We start from the raw sequence: 3521 nt of genomic DNA, 5'->3' as shown, positions 1-3521 counted from the left end.
CCGGACGCGGCGAGCGCCGCGACCTCGCCGAGCAAGCGGGTGGCAGCGCCGGCACGGTCCTTCCACCAGCCGTCGGGGACGCTGCCGACGACGTTCGCGGCGTCGACGACGACGTGCGGGGTGGTCGCGATGCGGGCGCGGAGGGCCGACCAGGACCTTCCGAAGCCTGGGTGGAGCGGGAGGTCGTCGACCTCGTCGACGGGGATCCAGGACAGCGCCAGGCTCTCGCGGTCGGCGATGACCGGTTCGAACGGACGGGAGGCGCGCCCCACCACCGTCGTGTACGTCCAGAACCCGAGGTCCAGCACGGCGGTGTGCCGGAGGTCGATGCCGTCGGCGGGGACCCCGGCCTCTTCCGCGGATTCGCGGAGTGCGCCGGTCACGGCGTCCTCGCCGAGGTGCCGGGCCCCGCCGGGGATGCCCCAGGTCCCACCGTGGTGGCTCCACTCGACGCGGTGCTGCAGGAGCACGCGGCCGTCGCCGTCGTCGACGAGCAGTCCAGCGGCGCCGAAGCGTCCCCACGCCTTGGTGCCGTCGGGTCCGACCGCCCACGCGTCACCGGGGTCACGGGGGCCGGGTGGAGGCCCCGGAGGCGTTGCGTCCTGCACGGGTCAACCCTGCCACACGGGCCTCCGCGTGTGACCGGCGACTGCGTCCGTCCGGGGGACGTGTGGACAGCAGAGTCGCTCGTGTACGGTGTCGTCCGAGACACGGGGTGCCGCAACCAGCGGCTGAGATCACACCCGTCGAACCTGCTCGAGCTCGTACTCGCGAAGGGATCGTCCATGCGCACACCAGCGCCCACCACCGCCGTCCCCACCACAGGTGGACCAGCACCGCGTGACCCGCGCCAGGACCCACCGGCCGGTCCGGACTGGGCGGAACGCACCGCGGAGCTCCTCGACGCGGTGCGTTCCCGTGAGCCGCTCGTGCAGTGCATCACGAACACTGTCGTGCAGAACGTCACCGCGAACGTCCTGCTCGCCCTCGGCGCCTCTCCCGCGATGGTCGACGTCAGCACCGAGGCGGGTCCCTTCGCCCGGGTCGCCGACGCGCTCCTCGTGAACACCGGCACCCCGCACGCCGAGCCGCGCCTGGCGTCCCTCGAGGCGGCCACCGCAGCCGTGGCGGCGGGCACGCCGTGGGTCCTCGACCCCGTCGCCGTCGGGTCGCTGCCGGTCCGCACCGCGCTGGCGGCCGAACTGCTCGCCCTGCACCCGACGGTCCTGCGCGGCAACGCGTCCGAGGTGCTCGCCGTCCTCGGCGGCTCGGCTGGTGGCCGGGGCGTCGACAGCACCGCCGGGACGGACGACGCGGCGGCCGCCGCGGTCGAGGCAGCCGGGAGGCGCGTGGGCGCGGTCGCCGTGTCGGGTCCCGTCGACCTGGTGGTCGCGCCCGCGATCGGGTCGGTGCGGGTCGCGAACGGCACCCCGCTGTTGACGAAGATCACCGGGGGCGGTTGCGCGCTCGGTGCGGTCGTCGCCGCGTTCGCCGCCGTCTCGCCGGAGGACCCGGGTGCCGCGGCCGTGGCCGCGACGGTCGTGCACACGATCGCGGCCGAGCTGGCGGCCCGGGAGGCCGCGGGTCCGGGGACCTTCCAGCCGCTCTTCCTGGACCGCTTGGCGTCGCTGACGCCCGAGGACGTCATCGGTACCGCCCGGATCACGGTCGAGCACCCGGCGGTGCCGGCGTGACCTCGCCGTTCCCGACCCGTGCCGCGGTGCGCGCTGCCGACGCGGACCGTGCGGGTCGACCGGGCTTCGGCGTCTACCTGGTGACCGATCCGGTGCTCGCGGACCGCCACGGGCTCGGTGTGCTCGAGGTGGTGCGGGCAGCGGTGGCGTCGGGTGTCGGGATGGTGCAGGTGCGCGACAAGCACGCCACGGCCCGGGACCTGCTCGCGCTGACCGTGGCGGTCGCGGACGCCGTGGGTGACCGCGCCACCGTCGTGGTGGACGACCGGCTCGACGTCGCCCTCGCCGCGCGGCACGCCGGCCACCGGGTCGCGGGCGTGCACCTCGGGCAGTCGGACCTGCCCGTGGCGGTCGCACGAGCGCTCCTCGGTCCGGACGCGCACGTGGGACTCACGGCGAACACGCCGGAGCACCTCGCTGCCGCCGCCCGGCTCCCCCGTGGGACGGTCGACCTGCTCGGGGTCGGCGTGGTGCACCCGACGACGACGAAGCCCGACCACCCGCCGGCCCTCGGGCACGACGGGTTCGCACGGCTCGCGGCAGCGACGGACCTGCCGTGCGTAGCGATCGGGGGCGTGACGCTCGACGACGTCGCGGGCATCCGGGCGGCGGGCGCGGCGGGCATCGCCGTCGTGTCCGGCATCTGCGCCGCCCCTGATCCCGGAGCCGCAGCCGCGGCGTTCGTCGCCGCGTGGTCGCGGTACGAGCCCGGAACGGACTCGGCCCCGGACACGGACACGGCGTTCGCGCAACCCGGCCACGAGGCGGGCGGTGGGCGGCACCGTCGGGGTGGGTCGCGCCTCCCGGCCGCAGGCGACCACGGGGCGGACGCGTGACGGCCACCGGACCCGGCACCGCGGGGGACGTCCCGCGGGGCATCCCCCGGGTCCTCAGCATCGCGGGCACGGACCCGACCGGTGGTGCCGGCCTGCAGGCGGACCTGAAGTCGATCGCGGCGCACGACGGCTACGGGATGGCGGTCGTCACGGCCCTGGTGGCGCAGAACACCCACGGCGTGCGGGCCGTGCACGTGCCCGACGTCCGGTTCCTGCGGCAGCAACTCGACGCGGTGTCCGACGACGTCGACATCGACGCGGTGAAGATCGGCATGCTCGGGACCGCCGAGGTCGTCACGACCGTGACCGCGTGGCTGCGGGAGCACCGGCCGCCGGTGGTCGTCGTGGACCCGGTCATGGTGGCGACGAGCGGGGACCGGCTGCTCGACGAGGACGCCGAGCGGGCGATGACGGCGCTGTTCGGACTGGCCGACCTGGTGACGCCGAACCGGGCGGAGCTGCGGGTGCTGGCGGGGCTGGCGGGGCGGGCGCCCGAGGCGGCGGGGCCGTCGTGGTCGCTCGAGGCCGCGCGGCTCGTCGCCCGGACGTGGGACGTGCTGGTGCTCGCGAAGGGCGGCCACGATGACGGACCGACGTCCGACGACGTCCTGGTCGCACCGTCCGGCGCGACCAGGACCTTCACCGCGCCCCGCGTCGACACCACGAACACCCACGGCACCGGGTGCTCGCTGTCGAGTGCGATCGCCACCCTCGCCGCTCGGCACGGCGACTGGGAGCTCGCGGTCGGCATCGCCAAGCCGTGGTTGACGGCGGCACTGGGCGGAGCGGACGCCCTGCACGTCGGGAGCGGCAACGGCCCGATCGACCACGGCGTGCTGGTGCGTCAGGCGGTGGGCGACGAGTCCTCCACCGACCGGTGGTGGCACGACGTCGAGGGCGTCCTCCGGGAGACGATCGGCTGCGCCTTCCTGGTCGGGCTGCGGGACGGCTCGCTCGACGTCGGGGCGTTCGAGCGCTACCTGGCGCAGGA

Annotated in this window: 4 protein-coding genes and 1 riboswitch; of the genes, 3 read left to right on the top strand and 1 reads right to left on the bottom strand. The window is 75.6% G+C overall.

Annotated features, from left to right (window positions below; all coding sequences use genetic code 11):
- Nucleotides 1-608: NUDIX hydrolase (locus J7E22_RS17790; protein ID WP_308159296.1), on the bottom strand; the 608-nt coding region annotated here is incomplete at its 3' end.
- 93 nt (nucleotides 609-701) lie between these two features.
- A riboswitch (TPP riboswitch) is annotated at nucleotides 702-797 on the top strand.
- Between J7E22_RS17790 and thiM the strand changes: the two genes are divergently transcribed.
- The 3 genes from thiM to thiD form a co-directional block, all read left to right on the top strand.
- On the top strand, nucleotides 786-1694 hold the full coding sequence (gene thiM / locus J7E22_RS16930; RefSeq protein ID WP_214983013.1) for a hydroxyethylthiazole kinase: 909 nt from the start codon (nucleotides 786-788) through the stop codon (nucleotides 1692-1694). Its footprint overlaps the riboswitch before it by 12 nt.
- Entirely contained in the window at nucleotides 1691-2530 is an 840-nt protein-coding gene (thiE, locus tag J7E22_RS16925; protein WP_308159295.1) for a thiamine phosphate synthase, read from the top strand. The genes thiM and thiE overlap by 4 nt, the downstream gene beginning before the upstream one ends.
- On the top strand, nucleotides 2527-3521 hold a 995-nt coding region (gene thiD, locus J7E22_RS16920), incomplete at its 3' end, for a bifunctional hydroxymethylpyrimidine kinase/phosphomethylpyrimidine kinase (RefSeq protein WP_214983012.1). The genes thiE and thiD, both read left to right, overlap by 4 nt.

Source organism: Curtobacterium sp. ISL-83, assembly GCF_018613895.1.
In the GTDB taxonomy this organism is placed as follows: domain Bacteria; phylum Actinomycetota; class Actinomycetes; order Actinomycetales; family Microbacteriaceae; genus Curtobacterium.
This window is presented reverse-complemented; position numbering and strand designations above follow the sequence as displayed.

Bases quoted from the DNA above. Each gene is read 5' to 3' on its own strand.
- thiM (WP_214983013.1), top strand. From the start codon at position 786: ATGCGCACACCAGCGCCCACCACCGCCGTCCCCACCACAGGTGGACCA.